The organism is Reyranella sp., assembly GCF_004297265.1.
In the GTDB taxonomy this organism is placed as follows: Bacteria; Pseudomonadota; Alphaproteobacteria; order Reyranellales; family Reyranellaceae; genus Reyranella.
Window position 1 is genome coordinate 170,841 of sequence record NZ_SCUT01000054.1, and the last position, 16,711, is coordinate 187,551.

Here is a 16,711-nt window from a genome sequence, read left to right on the forward strand (position 1 = left end):
ATCGCCTCCGTGTCAGAGCGGCGAATAGGGATCGAACTTCGGCTTGCGCTTCTCCAGGTGAGAGGCGAGGCCTTCCTTCACGTCCGGCCCCACGAAGCCCAGCATTTCGAGGCCGAGCGAGGTGTCGAAGGTCGGGCCCATCATGCGTAGCCAGTTGTTCAGCGCGTACTTGGTGAAGCGGATCGAGGTCTGCGCGCCTTCGGCCAGCTTGGTCGCGACCTCCAACCCTTTGGCTTCGAGCTGGTCGTCCTCGACGCAGAGCGAGACCAGGCCGATGCGCTCGGCTTCCTGGCCGTCGATCGCCTCGCAGAGGAGCAGGTAGTACTTGGCCTTGGCCATGCCGCAGAGCAGGGGCCAGACGATGCAGGCATGGTCGCCGGCGGCGACGCCGAGGCGGGTATGGCCGTCGATGATCCGGGCCTTCTTCGAAGCGATCGACACGTCGGCCAGGATGCCGGCGACGAGGCCCGCGCCGACAGCGGGGCCGCGCATGGTACTGACGATCGGCTTGGAGCAATTGATCACGTTGTAGACGATGTCGCGCGCTTCCTTCCACGTACGCAGCAGCGCGTTGTGATCCTTCATGTTCTTTTCGATGATGTCGAAGTCGCCGCCCGCGGAGAACACCTTGCCGCCCGCGCCCTGGATGATCACGCAGTTGACCGTGTCGTCGCCGTCGATGTCGCGCCACACGTCGACCAGTTCGCGATGCATGATCGCGTCCGTCGCATTGTATTTCTCGGGCCGGTTCATCGTGACCCGCAGCACCTTGGGATGCGGGCGATCGAACAGCAGGCGCTGGTAGCGGTTTTGCCAGTCGGACATGGGCTTTCCTCCGTTGCGCGGGAGGTTAGCACGGCAAGCGGACGCCCCAAGGCCCCGGTCCGCATCGAGAAATCCGACAAGGGCAGGAAAGCGCCGAGGTCAGCGCCGCGTGTTGCCGGCGCTCCACTGGCCGGCGCTGGCGAAGCGCACGGCTTCCTCGGCGGCATCGACCAGCGCGCGCGCCTTGAGAACGCTCTCCTGGTATTCGGCCTCGAGGTCTGAATCGGCGACGACACCGACGCCCGCCTGGACGTACATCACGTCGTCCTTAACCAGCGCCGTGCGCAGCAGGATGCAGGTGTCCATCGAACCGTTGGCCGCGAAATAGCCGGCACAGCCTGCGTAGATGCCGCGCCGAACCGGCTCGACCTCGTCGATGATCTCCATCGCCCGCACCTTGGGGGCGCCGGACAGGGTGCCGGCGGGAAAGCCCGCTTTCAGCACGTCGATTGCGTCGAGCCCATCCTCGATCGTGCCCTCGACATGGCTGCTGATGTGCTGGAGGCGGCTGTACTTCTCGATCGTGAATTGCTCGACGACCCGCACCGAGCCGATCCTGGAGACACGGCCGACATCGTTGCGCGCCAGATCGACCAGCATCAGATGCTCGGCGTGCTCCTTGGGATCGGCCAGGAGCTTCTCGGCGAGTTGCTTGTCCTCTTCCGGCGTGGCGCCGCGGCGGATCGTGCCGGCGAGCGGCCTGATGGTGACGATATTGTCGCGCAGCCGGACCAGGATCTCGGGCGAAGAACCCACGATCTGGAAGTCGCCATAGTCGAAGAAGATCAGGAACGGCGAGGGGTTGATGCGGCGCAGCGCCCGGTAGAGCGACAGCGGCGGTAGCTTGAACGGCAGCGAGAAGCGCTGCGACGGCACGATCTGGAAGGCGTCCCCCGCGCGGATGTACTCCTTGCAGGTTTCGACCATCTTCTTGAAATCTTCCTTCGACATGTTGGCCTGCGGCTTGGGCAGGGCGTCGAGGTCGTCGGCGCTGTCGCGGCGGAAGGGAAGGGTGCGCTCGAAGTCGGAAACGGCATCGGCCAGCCGCTCCTGCGCGGCCTCGTAGGCGGCGCGTGCGCTGGTCCCCGCCTGCGGCCAGACGGGCGTGACCAGGGTCGCGTTGTCTTCCAGCCGGTCGAAGATGCAGATCAGGGTCGGCCGCACCATGATCGCGTCGGGCAGGCCGATCGGGTCGGGATTGGTGTCGGGCAGCCGCTCCATGTCGCGGACCATGTCGTAGCCCAGGAAGCCGAACAGGCCCGACGCCATCGGCGGCAGGCCGGGCGGCAGGTCCATCTGGCACTCCTTGATCAGGACGCGCAGCGTCTCCAGCGGCCGGCCCTCGAGCTTCTCGAAGGCATGGGAATCGGCCTGGGCGCGCCGGTTGATCTCGGCCTGGCCCTTGCGGCAGCGCCACACGACGTCGGGCTTGAAGCCGATGATCGAATAGCGGCCGCGCACCGAACCGCCCTCGACCGATTCGAGGAGGAAGGAGTTGGCGCGGCCGTCGGCCAGCTTGAGATAGGCCGAGACCGGCGTCTCGAGGTCGGCGACGAGCTTGGTCGAGACGACCTGCGGTGTGCCGGAGTCATAGCGCGCCGCGAAGGCGTCGAAGTCGGGCGAGATCGACATGGGAAGTCTTCTATTGCTGGGTCGCGAAGGTCGCCTGGAAGGCGGCCTCGTCGACGGTGACGCCATATTTGGCGCGAAGCGCTGCGACGAGCTGCAGGATCAGGTCGTTGGCCACCATCGTGTCGAGCTGCTTGCCGAAGCGATCGAGCTGGTCCTTGTCCTTGGCGAGATCCGGCGGCTCGACGGATTTGACGCGCACCAGCACGCTGCCATCGCCGGTCCGCACCGATTGCGTCTTGTCCGGCGCGAGCTTGAAGAGCTCCTGCACGACCGGCTGGCTGAGATAGTTTCCGGCATCGGCCTCGAAGCGGGTGACCGGCTTGGTGATCCGCGCCTCCAGGCCGAGTTCCTTGGCCAGGGCCACGAAATCGGTGCCGCTGTTGGATTTCTCGACCGCTTCCTTGACCTTCGCGTCGGCCAGCTTGCGGCGCTCCTCGGCCTGCCAGGCATCCGTGACCTTGGCTTCGACCTCGGAGAGCGCCGGCGAGCGAGCCGGCGTAATGCGGTCGGTGCGGACGATGAAATACTCGCCGCGCGGTGTTTCCAGCAGCTCGCTCTCGGCGCTCTCGCGGGTGGCGAACGCCGCCTGCACGAGTTCGGCGGATGCCGGGCCGATCACGACCTGCTTGCCGGCGGCGTCCTGGCCGCGTGCATCCACGTTCTCGTAGGTCCGGACCTTGAGGCCCATGTCCTCGGCGGCAGCCTTCATCGATTGCGTCCTGCCCAGTACGCGCTCGAAGTCGGTCACCAGCTTGATCAGGAGGTCGGGCGCCTGCTGCGCCTTCAGGTCCTTCTCCAGCTTCTCCTTGACCTCTTCGAAGGGCACCGATTTGCCGGCCTCGATCTTGTTGATGCGCACGATGTGCCAGCCGAGCGGCGACTGGATCGGCGCGGCGGCGATGCCCTCCGGCAGGCCGAAGATACCGTCGGCCAGCGGACCGGGCGGCAGGTCCTTCTTGGTCACCGGGCCGAGCTTGATCACGCCGTCGGCGTTGCCGGTCACTTCCTTGGCGGCGTCCTCGAGCGACTTGCCGCCCTGGACGGCGGCGATGATCGCCTTGGCCTTGTCCTCGGTGTCGGTCATCGCCTGGTCGACGTCGCGCTTCTCAGGTGTGCCGAACTCGGCGGTCCGCGCCTCGTATTCCTGGCGCACGGCATCGGCGGTGACGGCCACCTGGTTCTGCACGTCGTCGACCGTGATCATGACGTAGGAAAAGGCGCGGAACTCCGGCACCTGGAACTTGGCCTTGTTGGCCTCGAAATAGGCGTTGAGCTGCTCCGGCGTCGGCTTCGGCACGTCGACGACGATGGCGTCGGGAATGTAGATCGTCTCGGCCGTGCGCTTCTCGCTCTCGAGCTTGAAGATGTCGTTGCGCAGCGACACCGGCGCGAGACCGTCTGCCCGCACGACGCCGAACAGCTGGCTGGCGGCGATCTCGCGGCGCATGTCGACCACGAACTGCGCCTCGCTGATGCGGGCCTGCTGCAGGCGGTTGCGATAGAGCAGGGGATCGAACGAGCCGCCGGTGCCCTGGAAGGCCGGATTACGCGCGATGACCGCACGGACTTCCTCGTCGCTGATGATCAGGCCGAATTCCTGGACGGCATAGTCGAGCACGGCCCTCTGGATGACCTCTTCGAGGGCGCGCACGTGCAGGCCGTAGCGCAGCGCCTGTTCCTGTTCGGGACGCTGGCCGGTCTGGCGCTGGATCGCCTCGAGCTGGCGATTGAACTGCTCGCGGACCTCGCTGGCATAGACGGGAGCGCCGCCGACCCACCCATAGAGGGGAATCTTCGTGCCGCCGACATGCGCGACTTCGGTGCTGCGCCCGACCGCCTTCAGCATGTCGCCGACGCCCCACAGGCCGAAGCTGATGATCAGCATGCCGAAGAGAATGGAGAGAACGATGTAGCGGGCGTACTTGCGGAACTGATTCACGGGCCAGACAGGGGGTTCTTGACGGGGCGCCATGCCTACCACCGGCCCCATGGACAGGCAACCAAGCGGCCTTTGACCGCAAACGCCACCACCTTTAGATACGCCTCGGGCACGATGGACCGGACGGGAAGGGGAATTCGATGGCGCGTACGAGGCGGCCGCTGATCGCGGGCAACTGGAAGATGAACGGTCTCAAGGCCGATGCCCTCGCCCTCGCCAGGGATGTTGCCGCCGGCGTGAAGCAGGCCGGCTGGAGCGACCGCGAGCTGCTGGTCTGCCCGCCGGCGACGCTGATCGCGGCCGTTGCCGACGCCGCCAGGGGAAGCGGGCTGCTGGTCGGCGGCCAGAACTGCCACGCCAAGGCGAGCGGCGCCCATACCGGCGACGTGTCCGCCGAGATGCTGAAGGATGCCGGCGCCAGCCACGTCATCGTCGGGCATTCCGAGCGCCGCGCCGACTGCGGCGAGACCAATGCGATCGTGCGGGCCAAGGCCGAAGCGGCCTGGCGCGCCGGACTGGTGCCGATCGTCTGTATCGGCGAGACCCTGTCCGAGCGTGAGGCCGGCGACACCCTCTCGGTGCTCGAGACCCAGCTGGGCGGAAGCGTGCCTCCAGGCGCGACGGGTACCAATCTGGTCGTGGCCTATGAGCCGGTCTGGGCAATCGGTACCGGAAAGACCCCGACCGTGTCCGAGGTTGCCGCAGCTCACGCGCATATTCGCGGTGTGCTGGCTGGGCTGACCGGCGAGGCGGCCGCGGTGCGGCTGCTCTACGGCGGCTCGGTGAAGGGCAGCAATGCCGTCGAGCTTCTGGCCGCAGGCGACGTCGACGGCGCCCTCGTGGGCGGCGCAAGCCTCAACGCCGCCGAATTTTTGGCTATCGCCAAGGCCGCCTAAAGGGGCTAGAAGCGCCCGCTTGCGAAGATGCCCTCCTAGCGCTGGACGAAAATGGACGCCGTAAGACACTTCCTCCACGAATGGCGCCTCGTGCTGCTCGTCATCCATGTCGGTGTGACCAGCGCGATGATCATCGTGATTCTCCTGCAGCGCAGCGAAGGCGGCGGCCTGGGCATGGGCGGCCGGTCGGACGCGCTGTTCTCGGTGCGGGGCCAGGCCAACGTGCTGTCGCGCATGACCGCGATCTTCGCGAGCATCTTTTTCGTCCTGAGCCTCATCATGGCGTGGAGCATGACCGATCCGGTTCGTGCCACGAGGTCCATCATGGACCGCGCGCCGGTCGGCTCGGGTGCGCCGGCCGCTCCCGCTCCAGGCAGCGGCGGCCCAAGCAGCGGTGGCATGGCGCCTGCGCCAGCGGCTCCCGCCGCACCGGCGCAACCGGCCGCTCCGACCCGCTAAGGCCCACATGAAACCAGCTTCCTCCCTCCGCCGAATTGTCTCCGGCGGGGCGATATCCCCATGGCTGCGCTCCGCAAGCGCTTGTATGCTGTAAGCCCATGACGCGCTTTATTTTCATAACGGGCGGCGTGGTTTCCTCGCTTGGCAAGGGTCTTTCCTCGGCGGCGCTCGGCGCGCTGCTGCAGGCGCGCGGCTACAAGGTCCGGCTGCGCAAGCTCGACCCCTATCTGAACGTCGATCCAGGGACGATGAGCCCCTACCAGCACGGCGAGGTCTTCGTGACCGACGACGGGGCGGAAACCGACCTGGACCTCGGGCACTACGAGCGCTTCACCGGCGTCGATGCCCGCCAGAGCGACAACATCACCACGGGCCGCATCTATTCGACCGTGATCGCCAAGGAGCGGCGGGGCGAATATCTCGGCGCAACCGTCCAGGTGATCCCGCACGTCACCGACGCCATCAAGGATTTCGTCCTTGCCGACACGGACAAGGAAGATTTCGTCCTGGTGGAGGTGGGTGGCACGGTCGGCGACATCGAGAGCCTGCCGTTCCTCGAGGCCATCCGCCAGGTCGGCAACGAGCTCGGCCGCGAGCGCACGATGTACGTGCACCTCACCCTGCTTCCCTGGGTTCCGACGGCCGGTGAGCTCAAGACCAAGCCGACCCAGCACTCGGTGAAGGAGCTTCTCAGCGTCGGTATCCAGCCCGACCTGCTGGTCTGCCGCAGCGGCGACAAGGAGATCCCGGCCAACGAGCAGCGCAAGATCGCCCTGTTCTGCAACGTGAAGCCGGAGCGCGTGATCGAGGCCCGCGACGTCGACACGATCTACCAGGTTCCGATCGCCTATCACGAACGCGGCTTCGACCGCGAAGTCTGCCGCTATTTCGGCCTGCCGGCCGACGAGGAGCCCAATCTCGACCGCTGGCGCGGCGTCGTGCGCTCGGTGCGCGAGCCCGAGGGCAAGGTCACTATCGCCGTGGTCGGCAAGTACACGGTGCTTCTCGACGCCTACAAGTCGCTCTCCGAGGCGCTGACCCATGGCGGCTTCGGCAGCAACGTGAAGGTCGGCCTCGAGTGGATGGACTCCGAGATCTTCGAGCGCGACGACGCCGTCAGCCATCTGGAGCATGTCCACGGCATTCTGGTGCCCGGTGGTTTCGGCGAGCGCGGCACAGAGGGCAAGATCCACGCGGTGAAGTTTGCCCGCGAGCGCAAGGTGCCGTTCTTCGGCATCTGCTTCGGCATGCAGATGGCGGTGATCGAGGCGGCGCGGAACCTGCTGGGCATCGAGACGGCCTCGTCGAGCGAGTTCGGTCCGACCGACCATGCGGTGGTGGGCCTGATGACCGAGTGGATGAAGGGCAACCAGCTCGAGAAGCGCTCCGCGGACGGTGACATGGGCGGCACGATGCGCCTTGGCGCCTACCCGGCGCATCTGCGGCCGGGGACGAAGGTCCACGAGATCTACGGGCAGGACGTGATCAGCGAACGGCACCGCCATCGCTACGAGGTGAACGTCAACTACAAGGACCGGCTGGAGCAGGTGGGCCTGCGCTTCTCGGGCATGTCGCCCGACGGCATCCTGCCCGAGATCGTCGAGATTCCCGACCATCCCTGGTTCATCGGCGTCCAGTACCATCCCGAACTGAAATCGCGGCCCTTCGCGCCGCATCCTCTGTTCACCTCGTTCATCGGCGCCGCCAAGACACAGAGTCGCCTCGTCTAGGAAGGGACGGGGCCGCGGCCGGGTCGCATTTCCGTCACCTTTCTCAGGTGAATTGCCGTCATGGTCCGTATTGCCGCGCTCGTCACGCTCGCCGTCCTCACGCTCGGCTCGAATGCCTGGGCGCAGTCGTCCTACGGCAAGGCCGAGCGGCGTGATCCCCTCTTCCTGCGCTTCGCTGAGATGGCGAATCGCTACTGGGTGAACACCGAGACCAATTCGGCCAGCCACAAGGTCGTGGCGATCCCGATGCCCAAGCAATGCGCCTTCCTCTATGCCGACGCCTACACGCGCGGGCAGCAGAGCGAGAGCGAGGTGCAGCAGATCGCTCTGTCGAACTGCAATCGGCGCCTCCAGGAGCTCGGGCCCCTGGGCGAGAACTACGGCGTCGACTGCCGGTGCCAGGTGGTCATCAGCGACGAGACCTATGTCGTCCCGAAATCCTCCATGCCGGACGACGCCTATGGTCCCGCCTCGATCTTCTACCGCGACGATCGCGGCAACGTCGCGCGGCTGAACGGGCTGGTGCGCTACGGTGCGCTGATCGGCCGGGATCGCTCCGTCACCTTCACGGTGGACAATCCGCGCGGCGAGCAGGTGTGCAACGGCACCATGACCAACGAGACTCCCGGCAGCGGGCAATTTTCACTGTCCTGCTTCGGCGGCAAGTTCGCCGGCCGCGGCACGTACGAAAGCAAGACCGGCGCGCCCAACGACCACATCATCGCCCGGGGCCAGACCGGACGTGGCCAGCCCGTGACCATGGTGATCGGCCTGCCGGCGCAACTCGCGGCCAACACCTATGGCAGCCTCTGAAATGCGTCTCGCCATGGCCCTGATCGGCCTGGTGCTCGTGGCACCGGCCGTCGCCTCGGCGCAAAGCGCCAGTGAGGTCGAACGCTGCTTCCAGAATCCCGGCGCCTGCGCGTCCGGCGGAGGAGGCGGGGGCGCCGCCGCGCCAGCCCCTCATGCCCCGGCGCCCGTCGCCGCGGCCCGGCCGGCCCCCGCGCCCGACTACACCACGGTGTTGAACAGTCCCGAGGCCGACCGCAGGAAGATCCAGGAGTCGCTGCGCACGCTCGACAAGTACAACGGTCCGATCGACGGCAACCTGCAGTCCGAAGCCACGGTGAAGGCGATCGGCGACTGGCAGAAGGGGCGCAACACGCCGGCCGTCGGCAAGCTGACGCCGCAGGAAGCCGCCCAACTCAATGCCGAGGCGGCGCGCGCCCCGATCCGCCGGCTCGAATCGCCGCCGCCGCAGACCGCCACGCCGGTTCCGCTGGCGCCTGCGCAGCCTTCCAATGCCGATACGCTGAAGGCCATGCAGGCCCGTCTGGCGGAGCGCCGCAAGGCCGCCGAGCCGAAAGCCAATGCGGCGGCGCAGGCGCTGGTGCGCGACCTCAAGGCCTATGTCGCCGCGGACGGCAAGGGCGTGGCCGGCGACCAGTTCGCGGAATTCGCCAAATGGTACGCCGACAACAAGGCGGCCGGCCGCACCATCGGCGAGATCACGCCGGTGATCGACGACTATGGCGACGCCAAGGCGGGCGCCGCGACCGCCACGGAAGTGAAGTTCGAAACGAAGCAAGGCGACAAGACCTACGGCCAGTGCCTGGTCTTCGCCTGGATCGAAGGCACTCCGCGCAAGAACCCGCAGGCCTTCACCTGCGACGATGTCGCCGCGGTCGAGAAGTGGAAGACCGACCAGGCGCTGAAGAGCGCCTGGCGCTGATTCATTGGAGCGCGCCACTCCAGTGGCGCAATCATGAATCATGAGCGCCACTGGAGTGGCGCGCTCCAATGACGACTATCTCACCTTAAGCATTCGCGCCGTGGATCGCCTCGATCACGGCTTTCGTGACGTCGATCGTCCGCGCCGCGCCGCCGAGATCGGGCGTGTGGAAGCGCTTGTCGGCCGTCACCCGTTCGATGGCCTTCATCAGGCGCCCGGCGGCGGCCGGTTCGCCGAGATGTTCCAGCATCATAACCGCCGACCAGAAGGTGCCGACGGGATTGGCCACGCCCTTGCCCATGATGTCGAAGGCCGAGCCATGGATCGGCTCGAACATCGAGGGGAAGGTTCGCTCGGGATTGAGGTTGGCGGTCGGTGCGATGCCCAGCGAACCGGCCAGCGCGGCGGCGAGGTCCGACAGGATGTCGGCGTGGAGGTTGGTCGCCACCACCGTGTCGATGCTGCCGGGCTTCATGACCATGCGCATGGTCATGGCATCGACCAGCATCTTGTCCCAGGTGACGTCCTTGAATTCGGCCGCGACCTCGTTGGCGATCTCGTCCCACATCACCATGGCGTGGCGCTGGGCGTTCGACTTGGTGACGACGGTGAGGAGCTTGCGCGGCCGCGACTGCGCGAGCCTGAAGGCGAAGCGCAGGATGCGCTCGACACCGGCGCGCGTGAACATCGACACGTCGGTCGCCGCCTCGATCGGCGAGCCCTGGTGGACGCGGCCGCCGACGCCGGAATATTCGCCCTCGGAATTCTCGCGCACGATCACCCAGTCGAGCTCGTTGCCGTTCACGTGGCGCAGCGGCGAGGTGATTCCCGGCAGCACGCGCGTCGGGCGGACGTTCGCGTACTGGTCGAAGGGCTGGCAGATCGCCAGCCGCAGGCCCCACAGGGTGACATGGTCGGGAATGTCCGGATGCCCGGCCGACCCGAACAGGATCGCATCGTGTTTGGCGATCTGCTCGCGTCCGTCCAGCGGCATCATGCGGCCGTGCTTCTTGTAATAGTCGCCGCCCCAGTCGAAATGGTCGATCTCGAAGGCGAAGCTGCCCTCTCGGCGGGCAATAGCTTCCAGCACCTCGACCCCCGCCGACACGACTTCGGTGCCGATGCCGTCGCCGGGAATGGCTGCGATCTTGTAGGTCTTCATCAGGATATCCGGATCAATTGCTGGCCTTGACGCCGGCCGCCTTGATCACGGCGTCCCAGCGTTTCACTTCGGATTCGAGATAGCCCTTGAGCGCCTCCGGGCTGACCTGCGCCTCCGCGACGGGCTCCGTGCCGAGACCGGCGAAGCGCTCGAGCACCTTGGGGTCCTTCAGCGCGACCTTGAGCGCCGCCACGAGCTTGTCCGTGACGTCCTTCGGCAATCCTTTCGGCGCCCACAGCGCGTGCCAGGCCGAAACCTCGAAGCCGGGCAGGGTGCCGCTGTCGAAGGTCGGCAATTCGGGCACGGACGAGACCTTGGCCTTGGTAGTGACGGCGTAGCCCTTGATGCGTCCGTCCTTGATATGGCCGGTCGTGTTGGTCGTCTGGTCGCACATCACGTCGAAGGTACCGCTGATCAGGTCGTTCATCGCCGGCCCGGTGCCGCGATAGCCGACGCCCTCCATCTTGATGCCCAGCTCCTTCATCAGGATCAGCATGCAGAGATGCGAGGCCGAGCCGATGCCGGCATGGCCGTAGGTCGCCTTGCTCTGGTTGGCCTTCATCCAGGCGACGATTTCGGCGATGTCCTTGGGCGGCAGACCCGCCTTGGAGACGAGTGTCATCGGCACGTCGGTGATGCGGCCGAGATGGTCGAAATCGCTCACGACGTCATACTTGAGGCCGTCATAGAGGGCAGGGGCCGTGGCCTGCGCGATGTGCCAGACGGCGATCGTGTAACCGTCGGGCGCTGCCCGGGCGACCTTCGCCATGCCGATCGTGCCGCCGGCGCCGCCGACATTCTCGACGACGACGGTCTGGCCGAAGGTCTTTGTCATCGATTCGGCGATCAGGCGCGCCACCGTGTCGGTGGGGCCACCGGCCGCGGCCGGCACGATCAGCGTCACCGGCTTGTTGGGATAGGCCTGCGCGGCGGCAGTTCCGGCCACGGCGAACGACGCGAGGCAGGTGGCGGCTGCGGCGCAGGTCAGCAGGGCACGACGTAGAAAGCTCACGGTTCACTCCCTTGGATTCTTGATTTGCCGCCTCTTTACGTCCGTCGGCGGAGGGCGGCAATTGGCGCTGGATTATACAAATTTCTGATATAATCGCCGTTATGGATCTGCATCAGCTTCGCTGTTTCGTGGCCGTGGCCGACGAATTGCATTTCGGCCGGGCGGCGCGACGGCTCGAGATGATGCCGTCGGCGCTGAGCCGCGACATCCGTCTTCTGGAGACCTCGCTGGGAACGTCCCTGCTGCTGCGCACCACGCGCAACGTGATGCTGTCGCAGGACGGTGCCGCCTTCGTCGACGACGCCCGTGCGCTGCTGGCGAGGGCCGATGCGCTGGCGGCCGAGGTACGCGAGCGCGGACGTCGTCAATCCCGTAGCCTCATCCGGGTCGGCGCGATCGACACGGCGGCGGCCGGTTTGATCCCGCCGCTATTGCACGATTTCCGCGAGCAGCGCGCCGCGGTCGCCGTGCAGCTGGTCGAGGACAAAACCGTCCGCCTGGTGCCGAAGTTGTTGTCGGGCCGGCTCGATGTTGCCTTTATCCGTCCGCCCGCGCGGCTCGACAGGCGCATCGAGACGATGATGCTTTTCCACGAGACGCCGGTCGTCGCCATACCGTCGCGGCACCGCCTCGCGGGCCGGCGCCGCCTGTCCATCGAGGCGCTGGCGGACGAGCCGATGATCGTGCCCGACCGCAGCTCGCGGCCCCACAGCCACGACCTCACGATCAAGCTGTTCCAGCGCGCCGGCCTGCGTCCCCGCGTGTCGCAGATCGCCGAGGAGAAGCAGACCATCGTCCAGCTGGTCGCGGCGGGATTGGGTTTGGCTATCGTGCCGCGCTGGGCCTCGCGGCTCGGCATGGCGGGCGTCCGCTTCGTCCCGCTCGCCTCCCGCGAGGCTAACGCCCTCGACCTGCTGCCGATGGCCGCCGCCTGGCTGCGCAACGCCCGCGACCCGCTGCGCGACGAGATGCTCGACATGCTACGCCTGCGCCTGCCGCGCTACGGGGCGGGTGCGTGAGAGAGGCGATCTATCAACGGAGCGCGCCACTCCAGTGGCGCCCATGATCATGATTGCGCCACTGGAGTGGCGCGCTCCACTGAGCCTGCTTAAGCCGCCCGGACTGGCCTTTCATGACGTCGGCATTGTCTGGCCGGCCGCCCAAAGCCACTTGCCGTTGGCATCGGTGAAGACGCAGAGCGAACGATAGGTCGCCAGGACTTCGCGCCCTCCGGCGTTGAAGCGGTCGCGCACTGTCAGCGTTGCGACGGCGAAGCCGGGAAACTCGCCGACCAGGAGATCGTCGATTTCCTGCTCATGGAACACGACCTTGCCGGATGTGCAGTAAGTCTCGATATAACCCAGCTTGTCGAAGCGCGTGCCGCCGGCATTGACGTAGATGAAGTCGTCGTGGAGCAGCGCGGTCAGCGTCTCGGCTGACCGGCGCACCATTGCATCCGCCTTTGCCGCGAGAACCTGCCGGATGGCGTCGGCAGGCATCGCGCTACTTCGCGCGTTCGAGGTAGCTCTCGAAGACGCCGACATGGACGAACGCCGGGTCGGCCGAGTCCGACCACAGGTCGCGTGCATCGAAGCGCACGTCGTAGGTTGGTTCCTCGTCGGCCTCGATCCCGTGACCGTGGGCGTCGGGGAACGGGTAGGGCGGCGACACGCCGACCACGACACCGCTCTTGCCGCGGATGTAGCCCGGCATGCGGACATGGCCGGGGACGTAATCGGTCTTCACCCTGACCTTGTCGCCGACCTTCAGGGTCTCGCGCGTGGCGACATTGGCTCGGCCGGGAGCGCTGGGCGAGGCGAGGGGGAAGGCGCCCTGGGCGCGGCGTTCCAGCTCCTCGTGGGTGACGATGCCCTTCTCGACGCAGAGGGTGGCAAGGCTGGTCAGCGAGCGCTCGTAGTAGCTGGCCGAGAGATAGTGCCGCGGCTCCATGCGCTCGATGGCGTGGCGGTACTCGTCCATGTTGAAGATGCCGAGCTTCACCGCCAGGGAGTAGAGCGCGTTGACCCGCTTCTCCCACGGCTCGTGGAAGGTCTGGGCGCGGAGCGAATAGCGGACACGGCCGAAGCCCTGCTTGCCGCCGAGATCGTGCATGCCGTCCATGGTGTTTCTCCGATCCTAGAGGCGCGACACGCCGATCATGGAATCCTTGGTGACCAGGCCGGCGAGCTTCTCCTCGGACCAGCCCTCGGTGCCGGCGGGCCGAACCGGCAGCACCATGTAGCGTGTGTCGGCCGTCGTATCCCAGACCCGGATCTCCATGTCGGCCGGCAGGTCGAGGCCCATCTCCTTCAGCACGGTGCGCGACTGGCGCACGATGCGGGCGCGGTATTCCAGGTCCTTGTACCAGTCCGGCGGCAGGCCGATGATCGAGAACGCGGTGCACGAGCATAGCGTGCAGCAGATCACGTTGTGGACGCTCGGCATGTTCTCCAGCACGACCAGATGCCGGTGATGCGGCGGCATCGAGAGACCGAGTTCCGCCACGGCGGCGCGGCCGTTGGCGAACAGGCGCTCGCGGAAGGCGGGATCGGTCCAGGCCCTGGCGACAACGCGCGCCCCGTTCTGCGGCACCCATTCCTCCTCGGCGAGATGCTTGAACTCGCGGATGAAGTTGGCGGGCTCCATGCCGCGCTCCTGGAAGGCGGCCTCGATGGCGTCGGTCCGCGCCTCGACGGAGGCGGCGGCCTGATGGTGATGGGTCTGGTCAGGCATTGTTTTCTCCCAGGCGGCGGCAATTCTCGCCGGGCAGTATAGGAAGCGCGCGCCATTGCGTCACTTGCTCCCCGCCGCCCACGCGGGCTAGACAGGCCGCGCCCAACAGGAGTTTTTCTCATGAGCGCCATCGCCGAAGTCCGCGGCCGCGAAATCCTCGACAGCCGTGGCAATCCCACCGTCGAAGTCGAAGTCGAACTCGACAGCGGCGCGATAGGCCGCGCAGCCGTCCCGTCCGGCGCCTCGACCGGCGCACACGAGGCGGTCGAACTGCGCGACGGCGACAAGAAGCGCTACGGCGGCAAGGGCGTGCTGAAGGCGGTCGCTGCCGTCAACGGCGAGATCATGGACTTGCTGTCGGGCCTCGACGCGCTGGAGCAGATCAAGATCGACCGGGCGCTCATAGAGCTCGACGGCACGCCGAACAAGGGCCGCCTCGGCGCCAATGCGATCCTCGGCGCCTCGCTCGCGGTCGCCAAGGCCGCGGCCATGGAGAGCGGCCTGCCGCTCTACCGCTATGTCGGCGGCAGCCAGGCCTCGGTGCTGCCGGTGCCGCTGATGAACATCATCAACGGCGGCGCCCATGCCGACAATCCGATCGACATCCAGGAATTCATGATCATGCCGGTGAAGGCCGACCGCTTCGCCGATGCGCTGCGCATGGGCGCCGAGGTCTTCCACGCGCTGCGCGGCCAGCTCCATGATGCAGGCCACAACACCAACGTGGGCGACGAGGGCGGCTTCGCGCCGAACCTCGCGACGGCCGACGAAGCGCTGTCCTTCGTCATGAAGGCGATCGAGAAGGCCGGCTACAAGCCCGGCGAGGACGTGATGCTGGCGCTCGACCCGGCCTCGACCGAGTTCTTCAAGAAGGGCAAGTACGAGATGGAAGGCGAGGGCAAGTCGTTCGATGCCGCCGGCATGGTCGACTATTATGCCGATCTCGTGAAGCGCTACCCGATCGTGTCGATCGAGGACGGCATGGCCGAGGACGACATGAAGGGCTGGAAGGCCATCACAGACAAGCTCGGCAAGAAGATCCAGCTGGTCGGCGACGACCTGTTCGTCACCAACCCGAAGCGCCTGGAGCAGGGCATCAAGGACGGGCTCGCCAACGCGATCCTGGTCAAGGTGAACCAGATCGGCACCCTGACCGAGACGATGGAGGCCGTCTCCATGGCGCGCAATGCCAGCTACGGCGCGGTCATGTCCCACCGCTCGGGCGAGACCGAGGACGCGACCATCGCCGACCTCGCCGTCGCCACCAACTGCGGCCAGATCAAGACCGGCTCGTTGTCGCGGTCGGACCGCCTGGCCAAGTACAACCAGCTCCTGCGCATCGAGGAGCAGCTCGGCACCCAGGCCCGCTACGCCGGGACGTCGATCCTGCGCGGCTAGTCGCCGTAGACGACCTCGTAATGGTCGACGACGTCGTCGAACGACGACAGCACGGCGCGCGCCCGTGGTTGGACATGGGCGCGGTCGATATCGGAACCCGCGAAGGCCTCGATCGAGGCGCGTGAGTCCCAGAGAGTCAGGGCGACGAGTTCGACCTCGTCACCCGTCTTGGGACGGAGCAGCCAGGCACCGCGATGCCCGGTCAGGGCCTTGAGTTGCGGCACCACTGTGTCTGTAAAATGCTTGGCGTAGGCGGGGGCATTGCGGCCGTCGCGCGGCCGCGCCAGGTTCGGGCGATCATGGCCGCAGGGTAGTGGCGCGGCACGCAGCGCTATTGGTAAAAATTGCCATGCCGCGTGTCGATCCGAACAATTCGACGGAATACTGGTGGGACCGTCATCTGAGCGGCCTCAGCCTGATGCGCGCCGATTTCACGACGCACGAATATCCGCAGCACACCCATGAGGCCCTGGTGATTGCCGTCACCGAGCAGGGCGGCTCGGTGGTGAAGAGCCGGGGCGAGTTGCAGGACTGCACGCCGGCGACGCTGTTCGTGTTCAACCCCGAGGAACCGCACGGAGGGTGGATGGGGCGCAGCGAGCGCTGGCAGTACCGCTCGCTCTACCTGAGCCGGATCGCGCTCGACCGGATGGCCGACGAACTCGGGGTCGACGAGGTCCCGTACTTCACGCGCAACACCTTTGCCGATCGCGACCTGATCGACATCTTCCACACGATGCACGTAGCGCTGGAAGCGGGACGCGATGTCTTCCGGGAGCGCGAGCTGCTGGTCGGTTCGTTCGGCACGCTGTTCAAGCGCCACGGCAGCGGCCGCCGTCATCTCAAGGCGCCACGGCGCGACCGACTTCTGCTGGCACGGGCGATCGAGCGGATGCGGGCGGAGTATGCCAGCAACCTTCGTCTTGAGGATCTGTCGGCGAGCGTCGGGCTCACCACTTTCCAGCTCATCGGCCTGTTCAAGCGCATGACCGGCCTGACGCCGCACGCCTATCTCACGCAGGTGCGGCTCGGCATGGCCTGCCGCCAGCTGCGGCGCGCACCGGTGCTGGCCGAGGTCGCGACAGCCGTCGGCTTCTACGACCAGAGCGCGCTCAACAAGAACTTCAAGCGCTGCTACGGCATCACGCCGCTGCAATTCGCCCGCGCCGCGGCGGCCTGAAGCAATTTTCGCC

Annotated in this window: 17 protein-coding genes; 8 read left to right on the forward strand and 9 right to left on the reverse strand. The window is 66.7% G+C overall.

The window, feature by feature from the left end; translation table 11 throughout:
* Positions 1 to 12: 12 nt before the first annotated feature.
* From EPO41_RS24675 to EPO41_RS24685, 3 genes are all read right to left on the reverse strand, one after another.
* A complete protein-coding gene (locus EPO41_RS24675; RefSeq protein WP_296331210.1) occupies positions 13 to 825 on the reverse strand; it encodes an enoyl-CoA hydratase/isomerase family protein in 813 nt (270 codons plus the stop codon).
* 99 nt (positions 826 to 924) lie between these two features.
* Positions 925 to 2,457 carry an anthranilate synthase component I gene (trpE, locus tag EPO41_RS24680; protein WP_296331211.1) on the reverse strand — a complete coding sequence of 511 codons (1,533 nt, stop codon included), beginning with the start codon at positions 2,455 to 2,457 and terminating at the stop codon, positions 925 to 927.
* A 10-nt stretch (positions 2,458 to 2,467) separates the two neighbouring features.
* Entirely contained in the window at positions 2,468 to 4,396 is a 1,929-nt protein-coding gene (locus tag EPO41_RS24685; protein WP_296331212.1) for a peptidylprolyl isomerase, read from the reverse strand.
* 140 nt (positions 4,397 to 4,536) lie between these two features.
* On the opposite strand from EPO41_RS24685, the gene tpiA reads away from it, so the two are divergent.
* The 5 genes from tpiA (at position 4,537) to EPO41_RS24710 (ending at position 9,213) form a co-directional block, all read left to right on the forward strand.
* Entirely contained in the window at positions 4,537 to 5,292 is a 756-nt protein-coding gene (gene tpiA / locus EPO41_RS24690) for a triose-phosphate isomerase (RefSeq protein ID WP_296331214.1), read from the forward strand.
* 51 nt (positions 5,293 to 5,343) lie between these two features.
* Positions 5,344 to 5,751 (forward strand): preprotein translocase subunit SecG, encoded by a 408-nt coding sequence (gene secG / locus EPO41_RS24695; protein WP_296331216.1) that lies wholly within the window; start codon positions 5,344 to 5,346, stop codon positions 5,749 to 5,751.
* Positions 5,752 to 5,849: 98 nt separating this feature from the next.
* Positions 5,850 to 7,481: a CTP synthase gene (locus tag EPO41_RS24700; protein WP_296331218.1), complete on the forward strand. Its 1,632-nt coding sequence runs from the start codon at positions 5,850 to 5,852 to the stop codon at positions 7,479 to 7,481.
* A 60-nt stretch (positions 7,482 to 7,541) separates the two neighbouring features.
* The gene (locus tag EPO41_RS24705) at positions 7,542 to 8,294 is read left to right on the forward strand and encodes a hypothetical protein (protein ID WP_296331221.1); all 753 of its coding nucleotides are present in this window, start codon (positions 7,542 to 7,544) and stop codon (positions 8,292 to 8,294) included.
* A 1-nt stretch (position 8,295) separates the two neighbouring features.
* Positions 8,296 to 9,213, forward strand: coding sequence for a peptidoglycan-binding domain-containing protein (locus EPO41_RS24710; protein WP_296331224.1), 918 nt, complete (start codon positions 8,296 to 8,298; stop codon positions 9,211 to 9,213).
* 85 nt (positions 9,214 to 9,298) lie between these two features.
* On the opposite strand, the gene EPO41_RS24715 is transcribed toward EPO41_RS24710, so the two are convergent.
* Together EPO41_RS24715 and EPO41_RS24720 are read right to left on the reverse strand one after the other, a co-directional pair.
* Positions 9,299 to 10,375 carry a tartrate dehydrogenase gene (locus EPO41_RS24715; protein ID WP_296331227.1) on the reverse strand — a complete coding sequence of 359 codons (1,077 nt, stop codon included), beginning with the start codon at positions 10,373 to 10,375 and terminating at the stop codon, positions 9,299 to 9,301.
* Positions 10,376 to 10,388: 13 nt separating this feature from the next.
* Positions 10,389 to 11,363, reverse strand: a complete 975-nt coding sequence (locus EPO41_RS24720) for a tripartite tricarboxylate transporter substrate-binding protein (protein ID WP_296331337.1) — start codon at positions 11,361 to 11,363, stop codon at positions 10,389 to 10,391.
* A gap of 125 nt (positions 11,364 to 11,488) precedes the next feature.
* Between EPO41_RS24720 and EPO41_RS24725 the strand changes: the two genes are divergently transcribed.
* Positions 11,489 to 12,406 carry a LysR family transcriptional regulator gene (locus tag EPO41_RS24725; protein ID WP_296331229.1) on the forward strand — a complete coding sequence of 306 codons (918 nt, stop codon included), beginning with the start codon at positions 11,489 to 11,491 and terminating at the stop codon, positions 12,404 to 12,406.
* A 111-nt stretch (positions 12,407 to 12,517) separates the two neighbouring features.
* Here the strand turns inward: EPO41_RS24725 and EPO41_RS24730 are convergent, their stop codons facing one another.
* Genes EPO41_RS24730 through nthA form a run of 3 tightly spaced genes read right to left on the reverse strand, consistent with a single transcriptional unit; the run spans position 12,518 to position 14,120 of the window.
* The gene (locus EPO41_RS24730) at positions 12,518 to 12,886 is read right to left on the reverse strand and encodes a nuclear transport factor 2 family protein (RefSeq protein WP_296331231.1); all 369 of its coding nucleotides are present in this window, start codon (positions 12,884 to 12,886) and stop codon (positions 12,518 to 12,520) included.
* A 4-nt stretch (positions 12,887 to 12,890) separates the two neighbouring features.
* Positions 12,891 to 13,508, reverse strand: coding sequence for a nitrile hydratase subunit beta (gene nthB, locus EPO41_RS24735; RefSeq protein WP_296331234.1), 618 nt, complete (start codon positions 13,506 to 13,508; stop codon positions 12,891 to 12,893).
* A gap of 15 nt (positions 13,509 to 13,523) precedes the next feature.
* Entirely contained in the window at positions 13,524 to 14,120 is a 597-nt protein-coding gene (gene nthA / locus EPO41_RS24740; RefSeq protein WP_296331237.1) for a nitrile hydratase subunit alpha, read from the reverse strand.
* 120 nt (positions 14,121 to 14,240) lie between these two features.
* Here nthA and eno point away from each other — a divergent pair, with 120 nt between their 5' ends.
* On the forward strand, positions 14,241 to 15,518 hold the full coding sequence (gene eno / locus EPO41_RS24745) for a phosphopyruvate hydratase (RefSeq protein ID WP_296331239.1): 1,278 nt from the start codon (positions 14,241 to 14,243) through the stop codon (positions 15,516 to 15,518).
* On the opposite strand, the gene EPO41_RS24750 is transcribed toward eno, so the two are convergent.
* A complete protein-coding gene (locus EPO41_RS24750; protein ID WP_296331241.1) occupies positions 15,515 to 15,742 on the reverse strand; it encodes an antibiotic biosynthesis monooxygenase in 228 nt (75 codons plus the stop codon). The genes eno and EPO41_RS24750 overlap by 4 nt on opposite strands.
* A 125-nt stretch (positions 15,743 to 15,867) precedes the next feature.
* Between EPO41_RS24750 and EPO41_RS24755 the strand changes: the two genes are divergently transcribed.
* The gene (locus EPO41_RS24755) at positions 15,868 to 16,698 is read left to right on the forward strand and encodes an AraC family transcriptional regulator (RefSeq protein ID WP_296331244.1); all 831 of its coding nucleotides are present in this window, start codon (positions 15,868 to 15,870) and stop codon (positions 16,696 to 16,698) included.
* Positions 16,699 to 16,711: the final 13 nt, after the last annotated feature.

Bases quoted from the DNA above. Each gene is read 5' to 3' on its own strand.
- EPO41_RS24675 (WP_296331210.1), bottom strand. From the start codon at position 825: ATGTCCGACTGGCAAAACCGCTACCAGCGCCTGCTGTTCGATCGCCCG.
- trpE (WP_296331211.1), bottom strand. From the start codon at position 2,457: ATGTCGATCTCGCCCGACTTCGACGCCTTCGCGGCGCGCTATGACTCC.
- tpiA (WP_296331214.1), top strand. From the start codon at position 4,537: ATGGCGCGTACGAGGCGGCCGCTGATCGCGGGCAACTGGAAGATGAAC.
- secG (WP_296331216.1), top strand. From the start codon at position 5,344: ATGGACGCCGTAAGACACTTCCTCCACGAATGGCGCCTCGTGCTGCTC.
- EPO41_RS24700 (WP_296331218.1), top strand. From the start codon at position 5,850: ATGACGCGCTTTATTTTCATAACGGGCGGCGTGGTTTCCTCGCTTGGC.
- EPO41_RS24705 (WP_296331221.1), top strand. From the start codon at position 7,542: ATGGTCCGTATTGCCGCGCTCGTCACGCTCGCCGTCCTCACGCTCGGC.
- EPO41_RS24710 (WP_296331224.1), top strand. From the start codon at position 8,296: ATGCGTCTCGCCATGGCCCTGATCGGCCTGGTGCTCGTGGCACCGGCC.
- EPO41_RS24715 (WP_296331227.1), bottom strand. From the start codon at position 10,375: ATGAAGACCTACAAGATCGCAGCCATTCCCGGCGACGGCATCGGCACC.
- EPO41_RS24725 (WP_296331229.1), top strand. From the start codon at position 11,489: ATGGATCTGCATCAGCTTCGCTGTTTCGTGGCCGTGGCCGACGAATTG.
- EPO41_RS24730 (WP_296331231.1), bottom strand. From the start codon at position 12,886: ATGCCTGCCGACGCCATCCGGCAGGTTCTCGCGGCAAAGGCGGATGCA.
- nthB (WP_296331234.1), bottom strand. From the start codon at position 13,508: ATGGACGGCATGCACGATCTCGGCGGCAAGCAGGGCTTCGGCCGTGTC.
- nthA (WP_296331237.1), bottom strand. From the start codon at position 14,120: ATGCCTGACCAGACCCATCACCATCAGGCCGCCGCCTCCGTCGAGGCG.
- eno (WP_296331239.1), top strand. From the start codon at position 14,241: ATGAGCGCCATCGCCGAAGTCCGCGGCCGCGAAATCCTCGACAGCCGT.
- EPO41_RS24755 (WP_296331244.1), top strand. From the start codon at position 15,868: ATGCCGCGTGTCGATCCGAACAATTCGACGGAATACTGGTGGGACCGT.